This is a genomic window from Xanthomonas albilineans (genome assembly GCF_009931595.1).
GTDB classification, from domain to species: domain Bacteria; phylum Pseudomonadota; class Gammaproteobacteria; order Xanthomonadales; family Xanthomonadaceae; genus Xanthomonas_A; species Xanthomonas_A albilineans.
Window position 1 is genome coordinate 566,750 of the sequence record NZ_CP046570.1, and the last position, 18,351, is coordinate 585,100.

Consider the following 18,351-nt stretch of genomic DNA (forward strand, 5'->3'; position numbering starts at 1 on the left):
CCATGGCACTCCGCCATGCCGCTCCCCCAATTTTTCCGTGGATACCGTCCTGAAACAGCGATTGATTGGCGCCCTGATCCTGGTGGCGCTTGCCGTGATTTTCCTGCCGATGTTGGTCAAGGGGCCTGCGCCAGATAGCGGGGTCGCCAACGTACCGCTGAAGGCGCCCGCCGCGCCCGCCGATGGCCAGTTCGAGACCCGCGAGTTGCCCTTGGTGACTCCGGGTGACACCCCCAGCGGCGGTGCGGTGGGCATGACCCAGACGCCCGCTACCCCTGCGGCGGCGCCTGCGGCCGCCCCCGCGCCGGTGCAGGACAATCCCGATGCCGCTGATCTGGCGACTCCGGCCACTGGCGGCAGTACCGCGCAACCGCTGCCGCCGAGCGTGGCTGCGGGCAATTACGCGGTCAATTTCGGCGCTTACGCCACCCCGGCCGATGCCGATGCGGTGGTCGCGCGGCTCAAACAGGCGCATTTGCCGGGTTTCCGCGAGGCGACCATGCTGGGCGGGCGCCAGGCATGGCGGGTACGGATCGGCCCCTATGCCGACCGCGCCCAAGCCGAATCGGTGCGCTTGCAGGCGGTCAAGGTGCGTAACGATGTCAATGCCCAGGTGGTGACCCTGGATGCTGCACCCAGTCAGCCCGTGCCGCCGTCGGCGGCCAGCAGCGTTGCCGTTGCCGCGCCGAGCGCGCCGGCCAAGACCGAGGCGTTGCCGGCGCCGCAGTCCAAACCGGTTGTCGTAGCCAAGCCGGCTTCGCCCAAGCCCGAGCCCGAGCCTACCAAGCCCGAAGCACCCAAGTCCGAAGCACCCAAGTCCGAAGCACCCAAGTCCGAGCCGGCCAAGCCGGCGGTTGCTGCTGCGGCGAAACCGGCACCTAGCGCGCCTGCGGCGCCGGCTGCGTCCGGCACCGGTTTTGCCGTCCAACTGGGCGCGTTTGCCAAGAGCGAAGACGCCGATGCCCTGCGCGATAAGGTGCGCGCGGCCGGCTTCAGCGCCTTCGTCGAGCAGGTCCGCACCGACAAGGGCACCTTGAGCCGGGTCCGGGTCGGGCCGGTCGCCAACCGTGCCGATGCCGAGCAGTTGCGCGTGCAGGTCGCGGCAAAGGTCGGTATCAGCGGTATGGTACGTCCACATCCTTGATCGGGCTGCGGCCCATGGAGTTGCCTGCATGTTCCAGGGAGGGCAAACGTGGTACGCGATCGGTGCGATCAAGCTGCCTGGCCTCAGGAGGCACGCATGATCGACATCGTGTTGTTGGCCGTGATCCTGGTCTCGGCCTTGCTCGGTGCCTTGCGTGGTTTCGTTGGCATCGTGGTCGGGACCTTGTCCTGGCTGCTGGCGGGTTGGGCCAGCTTCCGGTTCGGCGGAGATGTCGGGCGCTGGCTGGCAGACAGCCCGCATCCGAGCATGAGCTACTATCTCGGCGGCTATGCGTTGACCTTCGTGACGGTGATGGCGGTGGTTGGCATCACAGGCATGGTGATCCGTACCGTGGTGCGTTCCACCATGCTTTCGGGCACCGACCGCGCACTCGGGTTTGGCCTGGGCGCGCTGCGCGGCGGCTTCTTCGCTGCCGTGCTGATCTTGCTGATGAGCTTCACCCCGTTGACCCGCGAACCGCAGTGGCGTCAATCGATCCTGCTGCCGGTGCTGAGCCCCGGCGTGAGCTGGATGCGCGCGCAATTGCCGGACTGGCGCATGCCGCAGTTGAACATGTCGCAATTACCGCAACTCAACATGTCGAAGATGGATTTGGGCAACATGCCTGCGGCGGGCGATAATGCCACCGTGCCCCCTGCCCTGCAGGCGAGTGCGATGCAGGACATGATGTCCAAGGCCTTGGGTCGTTCCGGGGCGCGGTCCGCGCCGGCCGGGAGCGATTCGTCGCGGCTGATGCCTGCGAACATCGACCCGGCGCAGGCGCGTCCGGCAGTGCGCGACCCGGCATGGGTCCAATCCAACGGCCAGGCACGGCCACCTTCCCAATAGCGGCATTCGTGCCGCGGAGAGTGTTCAAATGTGTGGCATCGTCGGAATCGTCGGCAACCAGAATGTGGCCGGGCAACTCTATGACGGCTTGGCCGTGTTGCAGCATCGTGGTCAGGACGCGGCGGGCATCGCCACTGCCGATGGTACTCGGCTGCGCGTGCAGAAGGCCAACGGCCTGGTGCGCGATGTCTTCGACGAGAAGCGTATGGCGGTGCTGGAAGGACGTGTCGGCATCGCCCACTGTCGCTACCCCACCGCCGGCTCGGAAGGCATGGACGAGGCACAGCCGTTCTACGTCAACTCGCCCTACGGTATCGCGTTGGCCCACAACGGCAATCTGATCAACACAGAGGCGTTGCGCCAGCAGGTGTTCGAAGCCGACCGCCGCAACATCAACACCGACTCGGACAGCGAAGTGCTGTTGAACGTGTTCGCCTACGAGCTGGACGCGCAGCGCATGTTGACCCCGGAAGCGGCGATCCGCGCGGTGGCCGGCGTGCATCGTCGCTGCAAGGGCGGCTATGCGGTGGTCAGCGTGGTACTGGGCCTGGGGTTGGTCGCGTTCCGCGATCCGCACGGCATCCGCCCGCTGGTGTTGGGCAAGCGCGCGGGCGTGGAGGGCGATGAGTATATCGTCGCGTCAGAATCTTCGGCACTGGACATTCTTGGCTTTGCCCGCGTGCGCGATGTGCGGCCCGGCGAGGCCCTGGTCATTACCGGTCGCGGCGAACTGTTCTCCGAAGTCTGTGCCTTGCCCACCCAGCACACGCCCTGCATCTTCGAATACGTGTACTTCGCCCGCCCGGACTCGATGATCGATAACGTCTCGGTGCACAAGGCGCGCATGCGCATGGGCATGAAGTTGGGCGAGAAGATCCTGCGCCTGCGGCCGGACCACGACATCGACACCATCATCCCGATCCCGGACACCTCGCGCGATGCCGCACTGGAAATGTCCAACGTGCTCGGAGTGAAGTACCGCGAGGGCTTCGTCAAGAATCGCTATATCGGCCGCACGTTCATCATGCCGGGGCAGGGCGAGCGGGTGAAGTCGGTGCGCCGCAAACTCAACCCGATCCATCTGGAGTTCCGCAACCGTGTGGTGTTGCTGGTGGACGATTCGATCGTGCGTGGCACCACCAGCCGGCAGATCGTGCAGATGGCGCGCGAAGCCGGCGCACGCAAGGTCTACCTGGCCAGCGCCGCACCGCCGGTGCGCTATCCCAACATCTACGGTATCGACATGCCGGCCGCCGACGAATTGGTCGCGCATGGTCGCAGCGAAGAGGAAGTGCAGGAGTTTCTGGGGTGCGACTGGTTGATTTACCAGGATCTGGAGGATCTGGAGACGGCCGTGCGCGAGGGGAATCCGGAACTGAAAACGTTCGATTCCTCCTGTTTCAACGGCCACTACACGACGGGTATCGAACCGGACTATTTCGAGCGCATCATGCAGTTGCGCTCGGATGAGGCCAAGCGCAAGCGCCGTGCCTGAGCGCCATGAAGCTGCCGCTGCGGTGGATCGTGCGGTGGTGCCTGTCGGTCTGCTCGCGCCGTATGGCGAGGGTGTGGTATGCACCTGCGATGCCGTGACCGGCGATCTATACCGCGCCGCCCGCGTTTGCCTGGATGCGGCCGATCCGGCCGAGAAAGTGGCTTTGACCCAGCGTTATGCAGCGGCCTGGCGCAACGGTGAACTGGCGATATCGGCCGCCGCGCCGACGCCCGAGCCGATGCGTATGCCAGGGCGGCCGGAGCGACCGTTGCTGGTGCATCCGCGTGCGTTGCCGCGGCGTGGGCTCGGTAGTCCCGAAGGCCGCGCTGCCTTCGTTCATGCCATCGCGCATATCGAACTCAACGCGATCGATCTGGCCTGGGATGCGGTGTATCGTTTCCGCGGCCTGCCGACGGCGTTCTATGCCGATTGGGTGGCGGTAGCGGATGACGAGTCGCGCCACTTCGTGCTGTTGCGCGACCGCCTGCACGCGCTGGGGCATGCCTATGGCGATTTCCCCGCGCATAACGGTCTGTGGGAGATGTGCGAGAAGACCGCACATGATGGTCTGGCGCGGATGGCGCTGGTGCCGCGGGTGCTGGAGGCGCGCGGGTTGGATGTGACCCCAGGCATGATCGCCAAATTGCGCGTGCTCGGCGATGAGGCCACTGCGCAGATTCTGGAACTGATCCTGCGCGAGGAAGTGGCGCATGTCGCCGCTGGTTCGCGCTGGTACCGCTGGTATTGCGAACGCGCGGGGATCGAGCCTCGCGCATGCTTTGCCGCGCTGCTGCGCGAATACGCTGGCGGTTACCTGCACGGTCCGTTCAATCTGCAGGCGCGCCTGCTGGCCGGTTTTGACGAAGACGAACTGCTGGCATTGCAGCATCAGGCCGATTGAGTCGGTCACAGACATGGTGGATGCACACTGTGTGTGCGAGAACATCGAGCGCGATGTCGCTTCTGATCAGGTGGTGGAGAGCCTGTCGCCGTCGAACCTGCCGCGAACGATATTGCCGTGTGCCACAAGCACGGCGGTGGCTGTCCAGGCGATCCCGCAGGCCGTGTCAGTCAGTGGCTGTTTTCGGTACTAGCGCGGGTACGCCCATTTGCTATGACGTGGTCGATGGCCTCGGCGATGCGTGACACCAGCGCGCCCTCGGGCAAACGCTGCGTTACAGGTGTTGCAACCGACATCCTTGCGCATCCGCGTGCAGGACCGAACCCTGTTCGTACCAGTCGCCGAGTACGATGCGGGTACAGGCACGGCCATCGACGTCCAGTGCATGCACGGCGGGCCGGTGGGTGTGTCCGTGGATCATGCGCGCGACGCCGTAGCGCGCGAAGGTCGCTGCTACCTCAGCCGGGGTCACGTCGGTGATGGTTTCGAATTGCGCGTGATCGCCTTGCTTCAGTTCGGTCTGACGCGCCTGGCTGGCGGCGCGCGCCTGTTGCGCGTAGGCGATGCGTGCTTGCAGCGGTTGCGCCAGGAACTGCTGCTGGAATGCCGGGTCACGGGTCTGCGCGCGGAACGCTTGGTAGGCGGTGTCGTGGGTGCACAGCAGGTCGCCATGCAGTAGCAGTGTGGGCTCGCCGTACAAATCGATCACGCAGGGCTCGGGCAGCAGGCGGATGCCGGCACGCTGCGCGTAGTCGGCGCCGAGCAGGAAATCGCGGTTGCCATGCATGAAGAACACCGGCACGCCAGCGTCGTGCAGTGCGCGTAGTTCCACCGCCACCGCATCGGCGGCAGCCGATGGTGTGTCGTCGCCGATCCATACCTCGAACAGGTCGCCGAGGATGTACAACGCCTCGGCCTGGCGCGCCTCGCTGCGCAGGAAGCCCAGGCACAGGTCGGTGATGGCCGGTCGTGCCGGATCCAGATGCAGGTCGGAGATGAACAACGTGGTCATTGCGGCATTGTAATACCCGCACTTGGGACCGGGAATTGGCAACAGCGCGTCATGACGTTGCGTAGTTCCGTAGACCTGTTGCTGCGGATGCCACTGTGCAGCGGATCATCTGCTATTGCGGTCGAGTGCGGCCTTGCTTTTCGGGTCGCAGGTCACGTGGTCCCGGCGCTTGCTCATCCCACCATCCATAGTGACAGCCCGGCCAACAGCGTACCGATGCCGGTGGCGGCAAGCACGTCGCTGGGGTAATGCAGGCCCAGCACCACGCGCGACAACGCCACGCAGGCGATGAACGGCACCAACAGCGGCGCCAGCCAAGGGTAGTAGGCCAGGGCGACGATGCCGAAGGACACCGCATGCAAGGTGTGACCGGAAGGGAAACTGAACTCGTCCAGCGGCGCCACCCAGGCGCGGATGCGCAGGTCGGCGGCATAGGGGCGCGGGCGCCGCGTCCAGCGTTTCAGACCTTTGTACAGGCTCAATGCGACCACGCCGGTGGCGGCCATGTGTGCGGAGGCGAAGACGCCGTTCATGCCGTCGCAGCACACCAGCAAGGTCATCAGTGCATACCAGAACACGCCATCGCCGAGCCGGCTGATCAGCGAGAAGAAGTGCCGCACCGAGCGCCGTCGGCACCAATGGTTGGCGCGTCGGCACCAGCGTGTCTCGTGCCCGCGCAGGGTGTCAAGCCGCGTCGACATGGAGCCTCCGGGTGTCTGCCAGTTCGCCGAGAAGTGCATCGAAATCGGCGACGACCCGCTCCGGACGCAGCGGTCGCATCGTCGCGCAGGCCGCTTCCCCCAGGCGTCGGCGCAGGGCATCGTCGCTACCCAGGCGCAGCGTTGCGGCGACGAACGCGGTGTCGTCGGCCACGGCCGCGCCGTTGCTGCCGTCGCGCAGGTATTCGCGTGCCGCACCGTAGTCGAAGGCGACGGTGGCCACGCCGCTGGCCATGGCTTCCAGGGTCACGTTGCCGAAAGTTTCGCTGCGGCTCGGGAACAGGAACAGGTCGCCGCTGGCGAAGTGGCGGGCCAGTGCGTCGCCACGCTGCACGCCGCAGAAGATGAAGTCGGGATTTTCCTGCGCCAGGCGCTCGCGCAGCGGGCCGTCGCCCACCCACACGAAGCGTGCACTCGGGCGGATTTTCTGCAACTGGCGGAACGCCTGCACCGCCAGCGGCAGATTCTTCTCCGAGGCGATGCGGCCGACGTACAGCACCGCGCAGTCATCGTCCTGCAGTCCCCATTGCCGACGCAGTTGTGCGTCGCGGCGTTGCGGTTCGAAGTGTTTGCTGTCTACCGCGCGCGCCAGCAGTCGGACTCGCTCGAAGCCCTGCTTGGTGAGGAATTCCAACAGTTCGCGGGTTGGCACCAGGGTCGCTTGGGCCTGGTTGTGGAAGCGCCGCATCCAGCGCAGCGCGGTCGATTGCAGCCAGGCTGCGCCGTATTGGGGCAGGTACTCATCGAAGCGGGTATGGAAGCCGGTGGCCACCGGAATGCCCAGGCGCCGCGCGCTACGCAGCGCCGACCAGCCGAGTGGACCTTCGGTGGCGATGTAGACCGCGTCCGGTCGCGCCGCTTGCCACAGCTGGGTCAGCCGTCGCGGCGCGGGCAGCCCGAACTTCAGCCCGGGATAACGCGGCAACGCCGCGCCGCGCACCAGGCGCAGATCCGCCATATCCGTGTCGCCGGCCTGACGTGGGCGTATCACCTCGACCGTATGGCCGCGTGCGCGTAGTCCTAATTCCAAGCCATGCACGGTCAGGGCGACGCCGTTGACCTCGGGGGGGTACGTCTCGGTGACGATCGCGTAGCGCATGCATAGGCTCCGGTTTGCCTAAGCTTCGCGTCGTGGAATGAAGCAAACATGTCCGACGTATGTAGAAATGATGACGCTCTGCCAGGGAGTTCGCTGGATCCGAATGCGTCGATGTGTCGATGCGTGGCCGTTGCTGTAGACAGAGGACGTGGCCGAGCGCCTCGCCGCAGCGCCCGCCACGGCGCTCGCGGCAACACGCTTACGCCACAAACGGCTGGAAGCTGATGCCGAGCCCGGCCATGCCCTCGACCTCGCCGATCAAATCGGCGCGTTGCAGTGGCCGCGATTCGAGCCAGGGTTGCGAGAGGATCAAGTGCAGCGTGTTGTCGTTGGCCTTCAGTTCCAACGACGGGATTGGATCGGCCTCGTGCGCGCGATGCAGCAGCACGGCCAGGCGTAGCAGGGCGGTCTTACGCTTGGCGCTGAGCAGCAGGCGGTCGGGTAGCGCGTCGAACGCGGTCTTGGGGACATTGCGTCGGTGCGCGCGCACCAGCGTGGCCAGCACTTGTTGCTCCTGGCGCGAGAATCCGGCGATGTCCGAATGCTCTAGCACATAGGCACCGTGCACATGGTATTGGCTGTGCGCGATGGCCTGGCCGAGTTCGTGCAAGCGCGCTGCCCAGCCGAGCATGCGTCCGTCGTCGGCATCCAGCGCCCAGTCGCCAGCGACCTGCGCGAACAGTGCCATCGCGGTATTTTCCACCCGCGCGGCCTGCGCTTCGTCGATGCCATAGCGCTGGGTGAGTGCGGCGATCGCGGTCTCGCGCGGGTCGTTTTCGCCCCCGCGGCCGAGCATGTCGTAGAGGATGCCCTCGCGCATGGCCGCCTTGCTCACCATGAGGTGTTGCAGGCCGAGTGCCTGGAAGGCGGCTTCCAGGATCAGCACGCCGCCAGCGATGATCGGGCGGCGGTCGGCGGACAAGCCGGGCAGGTCGATGTCTTCGATACGCTTGGCCAGCAGGAGGCGGTCGCGCAGTTGCGGCAATGCCTCGGCGCTGATCCCGCCCTTGGTCAGTTTCATCGCCGCGCAGATCTCGCCGATCGCCTTGTGCGTGCCCGATGACCCCATCGCTTCGTCCCAGCCCAGTGCGCGGTACTGCACTGCGAACTGCTGGAACTCGGCGCCGATGTCGGTCAGCGCGTCCTTCCACTTCTTTCTGGACAGCTTGCCGCCGGGAAAGAAACGCCGTGTGCTGGCGATGCAACCGGCCTGCAGGCTTTCCCGTTCCATGGTCTGCAAGCCACGGCCGATGATGAATTCGGTGGAACCGCCGCCGATGTCGATCACCAGCCGGCGTTGGTCGGACTTTGGCGGCTGCGCGTGTGCCACGCCGAGGTAGATCAGGCGCGCTTCCTCGCGGCCGCTGACGACCTCGATGGGATGCCCGAGCGCGGTTTCGCCGGGGATTAGGAAGGTCTGTGGCGAGCGCAGTTGACGTACCGTGTTGGTGGCGAGCGCGCGAACGCGCAGCGACGGCAGGTCACGGATGCGTTGGCCGAAGCGGGCCAGGCATTCCAGCGCGCGCTGCCGTGCCTCGGCGGACAGACCACCTTTGTGATCCAGGCCATCGGCCATGCGGACGGTTTCGCGCAGGCGATCCACAACCCGCAACTGCCCGAGCTGATAGCGGGCGACCACCATGTGGAAGCTATTGGAACCTAAATCGATGGCGGCCAGCAGGTCGCCGTCGCGTAGCGGCGGATAAGTGGGGGAAATGGCAGGCATGACGGAATGGTAGCCGATAGGTGACGTACTGCTCATGCGAGCGATACGACGCGGTCATAATCCGTCGAGCAGGGCGATCTGTGCTGAGTGCGGCGGTTGGTCCTGACCGGGTGCTAGCTTGTGGTAATTGCCGCTGGCGTCCAGTTCCCAGGCGTTGAGGTTGTCGGCCAAATAGTTTTGCAATACTTCGCGTTGAATCCGCTTGACCAGATCCGAGGCCAGGATCGGAAAGCCGGTCTCCACGCGCCGCAGTAGATTGCGTTCCAGCCAGTCGGCGCTGGCGCAGAACAGCTCAGGCGCGCCATCGTTGCCGAACCAGTAGATGCGGCTGTGTTCGAGGAAGCGACCGACGATCGAGCGGACCCGGATGTTGTCGGAGATGCCGGGGACGCCGGGGCGCAGGGTGCACGCACCACGGATGATCAGGTCGATCTTCACTCCCGCTTGGGAGGCGGCATACAGTGCGCGGATCACTTGTGGTTCGTTGAGCGCGTTCATCTTGGCGATGATGCGGCCCGGACGGCCAGCGGTGGCCAGTTTGGTCTCGCGCTCGATCCGGTGCAGCACGCCCGGATGCAGCGTAAAAGGCGATTGCAGCAGGCGCTTGAGACGGATCTTCGGCGCCAGCCCCGACAGTTGTTGGAACAATAGATGCACATCGTTGCCGATGTCCACGTCGGCGGTGATCAAGCTCAGGTCGGTATAGGCGCGCGCGGTGCCGCTGTGGTAATTGCCGGTGCCCAGATGAACGTAGCGGCGTAGTTTGCGCCCCTCGCGGCGCACGATCAGCAGCATCTTGGCGTGGGTCTTGTAGCCGACCACACCGTATACCACCTGCACGCCGGCTTCCTGCAAGCGGTCGGCTAGGCCCAGATTGGCCTCTTCATCGAAGCGCGCGCGGAGCTCCACGACGACGGTGACGTCCTTGCCATTGCGCGCGGCCAGCACCAACGCATCAACGATCGCCGAATCCTTGCCAGTGCGGTATAGGGTCTGCTTGATCGCCAGCACGTTCGGGTCGATGGCCGCCTGTTTGATCAGGTCCAGCACCGCGGTGAACGCGTCGAAGGGATGGTGCAGCAGGATGTCGCCAGCCGCAGCGATTTCGAAGATGCCCTCGTTGTCGCGCAGCGTGCGCGGATTCATCGGCGGATACTTCAGATCCAGCCGCTGTACCAGGTCATAGACTTGGTTGACCCGGCTCAAGTTGACCGGGCCGTTGATGCGGTAGAGCGCGTTCTCGGGCAAGGCGAAGTTTTGCAGCAGGGTGCGCACGATGGACTTCGGGCAATCCTCGGCGATCTCCAGTCGTACCGCCGGTCGATAGCCGCGGTTGACCAGTTCGTCGCGCAGCGCCAGCGCCAGGTTCTCCACTTCCTCTTCGTCCACCACCAGTTCGGAGTTGCGGGTGACGCGAAATTGGTAAGAGCCAGTCACCTCCATGCCAGGGAACAACTCGTCGACGAAGGTCGACAGCACCGAGGACAGGAACACGAAGCTCTGCCCGCCGTCGGCCAGACTTTCCGGCAATTGGATGATGCGCGGTAGCGAGCGGGGGGCGCGCACGATGGCCAGGTGGCCAACGCGACCGAACGCGTCCACCCCTTTCAGCACCACGACAATGTTTAGCGATTTATTGAGGATCTTCGGGAACGGATGCGCCGGGTCCAGCCCCAATGGCGAGAGAACCGGCATGATTTCGTTGCGGAAGTAGGCGCGTAGCCAGCGTTTCTGCCGCGCGTTCCAGGAATGGCGTCCGAGCACGCCGATGCCGGCATCTTTCAACGCCGGGCGCAGGACTTCGTTCCAGCAGCGGTATTGTTGGTCGACCAATTGTGCGGCGCGGTCGTGGATCGCGTTGAGGATCGCGCTCGGACTCATCCCGTCCGGGGCAGGCGGCAGGCCGAATTCCTGCGCATGGCGCACGGTGGCCGCGCGGATCTCGAAGAATTCGTCCAGATTGGTGCAGGAAATGCACAGGAAGCGCAGCCGCTCCAGCAAAGGTACCTGCGGGTCCTGCGCCTGCGCCAGCACGCGGAAATTGAAGTCCAGCTGGGATAGTTCGCGATTGAGATACAGCGATGGATCGCGCAATGGGTCGCTAGGGACGTCCGGTGGTGGCGTGGGCGGCAGAGCGATGGCGCGTGGCATGGCGATACTCGTTAGTCAGCGAACAGGGTGGCATGTTCCTGCCGCCGATGCACGCGCCCTGCGCCAAAATGGCAGGAGAAGGTACTGCCCTTGCCGACTTCGCTTTCGATTCCCAGCCGCGCCTGATGCAGGCCCAGCACGTGCTTGACGATCGACAGCCCCAGCCCGGTGCCGCCGCTTTCGCGCGAACGGCTACTGGAAACCCGGTAGAAACGTTCGGTGATGCGTGGCAGGTGATGTGCCGGGATGCCGTAGCCGCTGTCGCGCACCGACAGCACCGCGCCATCGCCTTCGCGGGCAAAACGGATATGGATCGTGCCGCCGGCCGCGGTATAGCGCACGGCGTTGGTCACCAGGTTGGAGAAGGCGCTGTGTAGTTCTTTGTTCGACCCGATCAGGTCGCAGTCGGCGTTGTCGTGCACTTCGATGCAATGGCGTCCCTGGCTGTGCGCTTCGGCCTCGCGGCGCAGCGTGGCCAGCATCGGTCCCATCGCGATGCTCTCTTCGTTGGCATGCTCCTGCGACTCCAGCCGCGAGAGCGTGAGCAGGTCTTCGACCAATTGGGTCATGCGCTGCGATTGCTTGCGCATCTCGGCGATCATCTGCCCGGAATTGGGGAAATCCTCCGGGTCGAGCATGTCCAGATAGCCGTGCACCACGGTCAGTGGCGTGCGTAACTCGTGGGAAACGTTGGCGACGAAATCGCGACGCACTTCTTCCAGTCGCAGCAACTTGCTGACGTCGCGTGCGACCAGCAGCCAATAGTCTTCCGAATAGGGGATCAGGCGTAGGTTGAGGCGCAGACGATCATCGATCGGTGAAGGCGTGTCCAGCATCGGTTCGGCATTGCGTCCGTCACTCAGCCAGTGCGTCAACGGCATCGGCTGCAGCCGTTCCACCACCAGGACACCGAGATCGCTGGGGTGATGGAGGCCGAGTAGCGTGCCTGCGGCCTCGTTGAACCATTGGATGCGCTGGCTATTGCGATCGATCACCACCACCGCATCCGGCAATGCGGCGGCGGCGGCGCGGTAGGCGCGCAGCATGTCCAGCAGGCGTCGCTTACGCGTGCGCATTTCCGCTTGGCCGCGGTACATCAGCCTGTCCAGTTCGTTCCACACGCCGGTCCCGGCCGGGGGTTCCCAACGTTGGCGCGCAGTGAGTCGGCTCAGCACCCGGCGCAGCCGCCAGTAGTGCCAAGCCATGACCGCCAGCGACATCAGGGTCAGCGCCATCCAGACGTGCTCACCGATCCAGCCGACCAGCAATGCCGACAAGAGCAGCGCGGCAAGCGTGCCGAGGGTTTTCAACCAGGCGGAGCGGATGTGGCGGGGCATCGGTAACGCAGCCTCTCGCAAAAAGAGTGATCCGCCTGCCCGTCGTAGCGCAGGCGAGGGCGGGGGTTAGATGGATGCAGAGAAGCGATATCCAGAGCCACGCACGGTCTGCACCATGTTCTCCACGGCGAATGGTTCGAGCGTCTTGCGCAGACGGCGGATGTGCACGTCGATGGTGCGCTCCTCCACGTAAACGCTGCCGCCCCACACGTGATCCAGCAATTGTGCGCGGCTGTACACGCGTTCGGGGTGGGTCATGAAGAAATGCAGCAGGCGGTATTCGGTCGGACCGATCGGGACCGGCGCGTCGCCGGCGAATACCCGGTGCGCGGCGCCGTCGATGCGCAGGTTGCCGACCGAAACGCTACCGTCCTCGTCGTCCTCGCGAGTCCGGCGCATCACCGCGCGGATCCGCGCCAGCAACTCGCGCGCGGAAAAGGGCTTGACCACGTAGTCGTCGACGCCGGCTTCAAGGCCCCCGACCCGGTCGTTTTCCTCGCCGCGGGCGGTGAGCATGATGATCGGCACTTCGCGGGTCATCGCATCCTTGCGCCAGCGCCGTGCCAGCTCCAGACCGCTGGTGCCGGGCAGCATCCAGTCCAGCAGGATCAGGTCCGGAACCCGGTCGGCGATCAGGCTCTGCGCTTCCCGCGCATCCCCGGCATGCACGGGTTCGAAGTCGCCTTTGCGCAGTGCAAACGCAACCATGTCGCGGATGGCGGGCTCGTCGTCGACGATCAGGATGCGTTTCTGCACAACGGCACCGTGGAACTGTGGAGGTAGGTCGTCAGTAGACTACGGTTTTATTGCGGTTAAGTGACGCATGCGGCGGTCGCGTTTCAGTGCCGTTGCATTTCCGGGTCTTGCACGCCCAGACGGCGTAATTCCAGCACGGTCGGGGTGATGGCGGCGATGCGCGCATCGATCCGTGCACGTGCCACGTAATCCAGATCGCCGCGCTTCTTCAGGTTGTTCAGTTGGATCAGGGCCTGTTCCGGGTGTCCGTTCAGGTAGGCGGCTTCGGCGTAGGCTTCGCCTGCGCGGGTGTCGTCGCCGGCCAGCTCGCAGGCGCGGGCGAAGGTGCGTTGGAACACCGGGTCCTCCGTCGCCGTGCCCAGTAGGGGGCGTAGCGCGGCCTGCACGCGCTTCCCCGCCGCGCGTCCGCCTTGTTCGTTGAGCACTGTGGCCAAGCTCAGGGCGACCGCGCGGTTGTTGGGCATGCGCTTGAGTAGTGCGTCGAAGTGTTGCTCGGCTTGTTGGGGGTGTCCGTTGCGTGCCTCCGCTTCGGCCACCGCCAGACTCAGCCACCAGTTGTCCGGGTGCGCTTGCAGCAAGCTCTCCAGTGTCTTTGCGGCTTCCTGCGGGTTGCCGCCGCCGCGCAACCGCGCTAGCGCCAGTCCATAGCGCTGGGCATCGCTCAGGCCCTGCTTGCTGCCTTGGCGAAGGCCCTCGTACTCGCGTACCGCATCGGCTGGGGTGTTGGCGCTGAGGACGCGCAGGCGTTCGCGTGCCCAATCGAACTGGCCGCTGACACCGTGCGAATAGCTGGTGAACGGCAGTTGCAGGCTGCCAGGTAGTAATGGATTGCTCGGCGCGCCCAGGGGCTGGCTGAGCGATACGTCATTGGGGTCGACGCGCTCTTGCAAGGTGCCGCCCGGCACGCTGGTGATCAAGGTCAGGGTGTTTTTCTTCATCTGCTCGGCGCGTTCGTGCGCTTCGCTGATACGGGTGGCGGTGACCGGGTGGGTCATCAGGAAGTCCGGTGTGCTGTAGCCGCCCTGGTTGCCGCGCATCGCCAGCGACATGCGGTCGAAGAAGTCGGCCATCGCATCGACGTCGTAGCCGCTGCGCGCCAGCGTACGGATGCCCAGGCGATCAGCTTCCGACTCGTTGGAACGGGTGAAGTTGATCTGCCGTTGCTGCATCAGCCCCAAGCCGCTGGCGATTGCCGCCTGGGTCGCCTGGCCGCCGGAGCGGCCACCGGCTTGCTGCGCGGCCACCACTGCGGCGAGCATGCCGAGCAGGATCGGCACTTGTTCGCGCTGCGCGCGCTCTACCCCGCGCAGCACGTGCTTCTGAGTGATGTGGGCGATTTCGTGCGACAGCACCGCGGCTACTTCGTCCTCGCGCTCGGCGATCAACACCAGGCCGGCATTGACCGCGACATAGCCGCCGAGGGTGGCGAAGGCGTTGATCTGGCGGTCGCGCAGCATGAAAAAGGTGAACTTCTGCTGCGGCTGATCGCTGTTGGCGCCGAGCCGGGTGCCGATGGTCTGCAGCCAGTCCTCGATCAATGGGTCCTCAAGGACATAGCCATAGCTGCGCAATTCGGCCAGCATCATCTTGCCGTACTCGGCTTGCCGTGCCGGGGTCAGCAGTTCGCCGGCCGAGGAGCCGATGTCCGGCAGCTTGCTCTCCTGTGCCGGGGCAACGGCGCAGGCGATGGCCAGGGTGATTGCAAAGGCAAGCGGCAGCAGGCGCAAGGCAGGCTCCATAATGGGGTTGGCGGCGCCGGGCGGCGTCCAGGGACGATGGCGAGTCCAGAGTGATCCGCAGTGTTGCGGTTGCGGACTCGAAAATCCACCCGGGCGCTACCATAGTGGCTTAGACCTTCCAGATTGCCCGGAGTTTCCCGTGGACAACCCAACCGTCGAGGCTGAGCAGGCCGGCCGGCCGCCGATCACTGTCTATTCCACCGCGATCTGTCCCTATTGCGTGGCGGCCAAGAATTTCCTCAAGAGCAAGGGGTTTAGCTGGAGCGAGGTGCGGATCGACCTGGATCCGGCGGAGCGCGACAAGATGGTCGCTCTGACGGGCCGCACCAGCGTGCCGCAGATCTTCGTCGGCGATGTCCATGTGGGCGGCTACGACGACATGATGGCGCTGCATCGGGCCGGCAAGCTGGAGCCGCTGCTTGCCGCAGGACTTGCTCCCGGGGACAAGGTATGAGTGCGGTGGGCGAGGGCGGCGGCGAGGAGCGCGTGCGTGCATTCACCGAGTTCCGGCAACGTATGAATCAGCGCATCCTGGCCGAGCCGAATCAGGTGGTCAGGCGCTTCTTCGCGCTGGATACGCAGACCTATCAGGCCGGTGCGCTGGACGTGAAGACCAAAGAGCTGCTCGGTCTGGTCGCTTCGCTCGTACTGCGTTGCGACGATTGCATCAGTTACCACGTGGCCCAGTGCAAGGACGCGGGGGTCAGCCACGAGGAATTTTTCGAGACCTTCTCGGTGGGATTGGTGGTCGGCGGCTCGATTGTCATCCCGCATCTGCGCCGTGCGGTGGATTTTCTGGACACCCTCGACGCCGGGGCCGCCGTGCCGGCGGCGCATGCACATGATTGACGCTGTCTCCCGTCGCGCTTCCTGGTCCATGTCGATCGCGCGCTGGCAGGGCTGGCGCGGTTTGGGGGTCTTCACTCGCTTCGGGCATAATTACATTTGAAACCTCATTGCGCCTGCAGCCCGGTTTCCGGGGGGCGCCCTTCATCATCATCTACGGGATCCGCAACTTTATGACGCAGACAATCACGATCATCCGTGGCGATGGCATCGGCCCCGAGATCATGGATGCCACCCTGTTCGTGCTTGATGCGCTGAACGCCGGCCTGACCTACGAATACGCCGACGCTGGTCTGGTTGCACTGGAAAAGCATGGTGAGCTGTTGCCTGCCGCGACGCTGGAATCGATCAGCAAGAACAAGGTCGCGCTCAAGAGCCCGCTGACCACGCCGGTAGGCGAGGGTTTCAGTTCGATCAATGTGGCCATGCGCCGCCAGTTCGACTTGTACGCCAACGTGCGTCCCGCAAAGTCGTTTCCCAACACCAAGTCACGCTTCGGTGCCGGGGTGGATTTGATCACCGTGCGTGAGAACACCGAAGGCGCGTATCTGAGCGAAGGTCAGGAAGTGTCCGCCGACGGCGAGACCGCGCTGTCGATGGCTAAGGTCACCCGCAAGGGCTCCGAGCGTATCGTCCGCTATGCCTTCGATCTGGCCCGTGCGACCGGCCGCAAGAAGGTCACCGCGGTGCATAAGGCCAACATCATCAAGTCCACATCGGGCCTGTTCCTGAAAGCGGCGCGGGAAGTCGCGGTGCACTATCCGGAGATCGAATTCCAGGAAATGATCGTCGATAACGCGTGCATGCAGTTGGTGATGCGCCCGGAACAATTCGACATCATCGTCACCACCAACCTGTTCGGCGACATCCTGTCGGACCTGTGTGCCGGCCTCGTTGGCGGCCTCGGCCTGGCGCCGGGCGCCAACATTGGTGTGGATGCGGCGATCTTCGAAGCCGTCCACGGTTCGGCCCCGGACATCGCCGGACAGGGTAAGGCCAATCCTTGCGCGCTGCTGCTGGGCGCGGCGCAACTGTTGGACCACATCGGCCAGCCAAAGAATGCCGAACGTTTGCGCAATGCCATCGTCGCCACGCTGGATGCCAAGGACGGTTTGACGCCGGACCTGGGCGGTAGCGGCAATACCATGGGCTTCGCCAAGGCCATCGCCAGCCGCCTGTGAGGTGAGGTTCGGCGGAAGCGGTTAAGAAAACAGGGCGCCATGTGGCGCCCTGTTGCGTTGCGGGTCGGGAACTTGCCGGGTGTGCCGTCAATTCCGCGATTGCAGCTTCGACAGCAGGCGCAGGAACTCGATATACAGCCACACCAGCGTGACCATCAGGCCGAACGCGCCATACCATTCCATGTATTTGGGCGCGCCCTGTTTCACGCCGTTCTCGATGAGATCGAAGTCCAACACCAGGTTCAGCGCTGCCACCACGACCACGAACAGGCTGAACACAATGCCGACCGTGCCAGATCCATGGATGTAGGGAATCTGGATGTGGAACAGGCCCAGCACGGCGGTGACCAGATACACCAGGGCGATGCCGCCGGTGGCCGCGACCACGCCTAGTTTGAAGTTTTCGGTGGCCTTGATCATGCCGCTGCGGTAGGCGAACAGCAACGCGAACAGGGTGCCGAAGGTGAGCATGACCGCTTGCAGCACGATGCCGTTGAAGCGGTGTTCGTACAGTGCCGAAATCGACCCAAGGAAGAAGCCCTCCACCAGCGCGTACAGCGGCGCGGTGATCGGCGACCAGTTCTTTTTCAGCGTGGTGATCAGGGCCAGGACGAAGCCACCGATCGCGCCGCCCAGGACGTAGCCGATGACGCCCGGTGCGACTATCTCACGGCCTGCGGCATCGACAGAAAGCGATTGGCTCCATGCGAATGCGGCGGTCAGGACGGTCAGCAGCAGCAAAGCGCCGGTCTTGTTGATGGTGCCGTTCAGGGTCATCGCTCCGCCATCGCGCGCGATCACCGCGCCGCTGCCGAGGTCGAGGAAGGTGGATTCTTTCAGCGCAGGGTTGCCGCTGCGGATCATGCTGTTTCTCCAATTGAAAATTTGCCCCGACCGATGTCGGTGGCAGATGTCGAGCATAGCGTAGGCGATGTTGCGCGCGCGCGACGTTGACAGGCAGGCGCCAGCTTCCCACAATAGCCGGCCTTCGCAGCCTCGGCCGCGAGGGGTGCTCCGCCGGGGTATAGCGCAGTCTGGTAGCGCGCCTGCTTTGGGAGCAGGATGTCGGGGGTTCGAATCCCTCTACCCCGACCAATCCGATGTGCAACGGCGCAGAGGATGCGACAATCCGGGATGGGCGCCCGTAGCTCAACTGGATAGAGCACCGGCCTTCTAAGCCGGCGGTTACAGGTTCGATTCCTGTCGGGCGCGCCACATCGGCGTCGGGCAGGTAATGCAAGTTTTCAATGGTGGCTGTAGCTCAGCTGGTTAGAGTACTGGATTGTGATTCCAGATGTCGGGGGTTCGAGTCCCCTCAGCCACCCCATTGACCGCGTGAACCGCTGCTTTTCCAAGTGTTGCAAGCAAGTCAGAAAGCACATACGATGCGCGACTA

The 18,351-nt window shown here is 64.6% G+C and carries 16 protein-coding genes and 3 tRNA genes; 10 read left to right on the forward strand and 9 right to left on the reverse strand.

The window, feature by feature from the left end; all coding sequences use genetic code 11:
- The first annotated feature begins 37 nt into the window (after positions 1-37).
- From XaFJ1_RS02515 to XaFJ1_RS02530, 4 genes are all read left to right on the forward strand, one after another.
- Positions 38-1,144: an SPOR domain-containing protein gene (locus XaFJ1_RS02515; protein WP_012915105.1), complete on the forward strand. Its 1,107-nt coding sequence runs from the start codon at positions 38-40 to the stop codon at positions 1,142-1,144.
- 96 nt (positions 1,145-1,240) lie between these two features.
- Positions 1,241-1,993: a CvpA family protein gene (locus tag XaFJ1_RS02520; protein ID WP_012915106.1), complete on the forward strand. Its 753-nt coding sequence runs from the start codon at positions 1,241-1,243 to the stop codon at positions 1,991-1,993.
- Between the two features lie 28 nt (positions 1,994-2,021).
- Positions 2,022-3,488: an amidophosphoribosyltransferase gene (gene purF / locus XaFJ1_RS02525; RefSeq protein ID WP_012915107.1), complete on the forward strand. Its 1,467-nt coding sequence runs from the start codon at positions 2,022-2,024 to the stop codon at positions 3,486-3,488.
- Between the two features lie 73 nt (positions 3,489-3,561).
- A complete protein-coding gene (locus XaFJ1_RS02530; protein ID WP_045757174.1) occupies positions 3,562-4,389 on the forward strand; it encodes a ferritin-like domain-containing protein in 828 nt (275 codons plus the stop codon).
- Between the two features lie 274 nt (positions 4,390-4,663).
- On the opposite strand, the gene lpxH is transcribed toward XaFJ1_RS02530, so the two are convergent.
- From lpxH to XaFJ1_RS02570, 8 genes are all read right to left on the reverse strand, one after another.
- Entirely contained in the window at positions 4,664-5,401 is a 738-nt protein-coding gene (lpxH, locus tag XaFJ1_RS02535; RefSeq protein ID WP_012915109.1) for a UDP-2,3-diacylglucosamine diphosphatase, read from the reverse strand.
- A 173-nt stretch (positions 5,402-5,574) separates the two neighbouring features.
- Entirely contained in the window at positions 5,575-6,102 is a 528-nt protein-coding gene (locus tag XaFJ1_RS02540; protein ID WP_012915110.1) for a phosphatase PAP2 family protein, read from the reverse strand.
- Positions 6,086-7,219: a glycosyltransferase family 4 protein gene (locus XaFJ1_RS02545; protein ID WP_012915111.1), complete on the reverse strand. Its 1,134-nt coding sequence runs from the start codon at positions 7,217-7,219 to the stop codon at positions 6,086-6,088. Before XaFJ1_RS02545 ends, XaFJ1_RS02540 begins: the two co-directional genes overlap by 17 nt.
- A gap of 199 nt (positions 7,220-7,418) precedes the next feature.
- Positions 7,419-8,945 carry an exopolyphosphatase gene (ppx, locus tag XaFJ1_RS02550; protein WP_012915112.1) on the reverse strand — a complete coding sequence of 509 codons (1,527 nt, stop codon included), beginning with the start codon at positions 8,943-8,945 and terminating at the stop codon, positions 7,419-7,421.
- 54 nt (positions 8,946-8,999) lie between these two features.
- Complete coding sequence (ppk1, locus tag XaFJ1_RS02555; protein ID WP_012915113.1) at positions 9,000-11,096, reverse strand: polyphosphate kinase 1; 2,097 nt, start codon at positions 11,094-11,096, stop codon at positions 9,000-9,002.
- 11 nt (positions 11,097-11,107) lie between these two features.
- Positions 11,108-12,433 (reverse strand): phosphate regulon sensor histidine kinase PhoR, encoded by a 1,326-nt coding sequence (phoR, locus tag XaFJ1_RS02560; protein ID WP_012915114.1) that lies wholly within the window; start codon positions 12,431-12,433, stop codon positions 11,108-11,110.
- Between the two features lie 66 nt (positions 12,434-12,499).
- Entirely contained in the window at positions 12,500-13,189 is a 690-nt protein-coding gene (phoB, locus tag XaFJ1_RS02565) for a phosphate regulon transcriptional regulator PhoB (protein WP_012915115.1), read from the reverse strand.
- Positions 13,190-13,272: 83 nt separating this feature from the next.
- Positions 13,273-14,916, reverse strand: a complete 1,644-nt coding sequence (locus tag XaFJ1_RS02570) for a M48 family metalloprotease (protein WP_012915116.1) — start codon at positions 14,914-14,916, stop codon at positions 13,273-13,275.
- A 151-nt stretch (positions 14,917-15,067) separates the two neighbouring features.
- Here XaFJ1_RS02570 and grxC point away from each other — a divergent pair, with 151 nt between their 5' ends.
- The 3 genes from grxC (at position 15,068) to XaFJ1_RS02585 (ending at position 16,955) form a co-directional block, all read left to right on the forward strand.
- The gene (gene grxC / locus XaFJ1_RS02575; protein ID WP_012915117.1) at positions 15,068-15,382 is read left to right on the forward strand and encodes a glutaredoxin 3; all 315 of its coding nucleotides are present in this window, start codon (positions 15,068-15,070) and stop codon (positions 15,380-15,382) included.
- Positions 15,379-15,777 (forward strand): carboxymuconolactone decarboxylase family protein, encoded by a 399-nt coding sequence (locus tag XaFJ1_RS02580; protein ID WP_012915118.1) that lies wholly within the window; start codon positions 15,379-15,381, stop codon positions 15,775-15,777. The genes grxC and XaFJ1_RS02580 overlap by 4 nt, the downstream gene beginning before the upstream one ends.
- Positions 15,778-15,947: 170 nt before the next feature.
- Positions 15,948-16,955 carry an isocitrate dehydrogenase gene (locus XaFJ1_RS02585; protein WP_012915119.1) on the forward strand — a complete coding sequence of 336 codons (1,008 nt, stop codon included), beginning with the start codon at positions 15,948-15,950 and terminating at the stop codon, positions 16,953-16,955.
- Positions 16,956-17,042: 87 nt separating this feature from the next.
- Here XaFJ1_RS02585 and XaFJ1_RS02590 read toward each other — a convergent pair whose 3' ends face one another.
- The gene (locus XaFJ1_RS02590; RefSeq protein WP_012915120.1) at positions 17,043-17,819 is read right to left on the reverse strand and encodes a Bax inhibitor-1/YccA family protein; all 777 of its coding nucleotides are present in this window, start codon (positions 17,817-17,819) and stop codon (positions 17,043-17,045) included.
- 154 nt (positions 17,820-17,973) lie between these two features.
- Here XaFJ1_RS02590 and XaFJ1_RS02595 point away from each other — a divergent pair.
- From XaFJ1_RS02595 to XaFJ1_RS02605, 3 genes are all read left to right on the forward strand, one after another.
- Positions 17,974-18,050: transfer RNA gene (locus XaFJ1_RS02595), tRNA-Pro, on the forward strand.
- Between the two features lie 43 nt (positions 18,051-18,093).
- Positions 18,094-18,170, forward strand: a tRNA-Arg gene (locus XaFJ1_RS02600).
- Between the two features lie 35 nt (positions 18,171-18,205).
- Positions 18,206-18,282: transfer RNA gene (locus tag XaFJ1_RS02605), tRNA-His, on the forward strand.
- The last annotated feature ends 69 nt before the right edge of the window (positions 18,283-18,351 follow it).